The following is a 504-nucleotide window of genomic DNA, read 5'->3' as shown; positions in this document are numbered from 1 at the left end:
ATGCACACGAAGGGATTCAACGTAAGTTAAATAAAATTGGGTCTCCTGAATGGGCTAAAACGAAAAGAAGAGTTCGTAAAAAAGCGAAAGATATCGCAAAACATTTAATAGAACTATACTCCAAAAGAGAACAAGCCGAAGGCTATAGTTTTTCAAAAGATACCGACTTGATGGATACGTTTGAAGCTTCTTTTGAATATGAAGAAACGATGGATCAAAAAAAGGCGATTGAAGCCGTTAAAGAAGATATGGAAAAACCAATTCCAATGGATCGTTTAATTTGTGGAGATGTCGGATATGGGAAAACTGAAGTTGCCTTAAGGGCTGCGTTTAAAGCAATACTTGATAATAAACAAGTGCTTTATTTAGCGCCAACCACTATTCTCTCAAGACAGCATTATTATACGTTTAAAAATAGAATGGAATCTCACGGAATTAAAGTAGCGTTACTTAACAGGTTCGTTAAACCCACGCAACAAAAAAAGTATCTAGAAGGCATTAAAG

1 protein-coding gene is annotated in these 504 nt (G+C 35.5%); it reads left to right on the top strand.

What is annotated here, in order from left to right; genetic code table 11:
* On the top strand, window positions 1-504 hold a 504-nt coding region (locus ABCO64_RS10885; protein ID WP_343089498.1), incomplete at both ends, for a DEAD/DEAH box helicase.

Source organism: Methanocalculus natronophilus (assembly GCF_038751955.1).
In the GTDB taxonomy this organism is placed as follows: domain Archaea; phylum Halobacteriota; class Methanomicrobia; order Methanomicrobiales; family Methanocorpusculaceae; genus Methanocalculus; species Methanocalculus natronophilus.
This window is presented reverse-complemented; position numbering and strand designations above follow the sequence as displayed.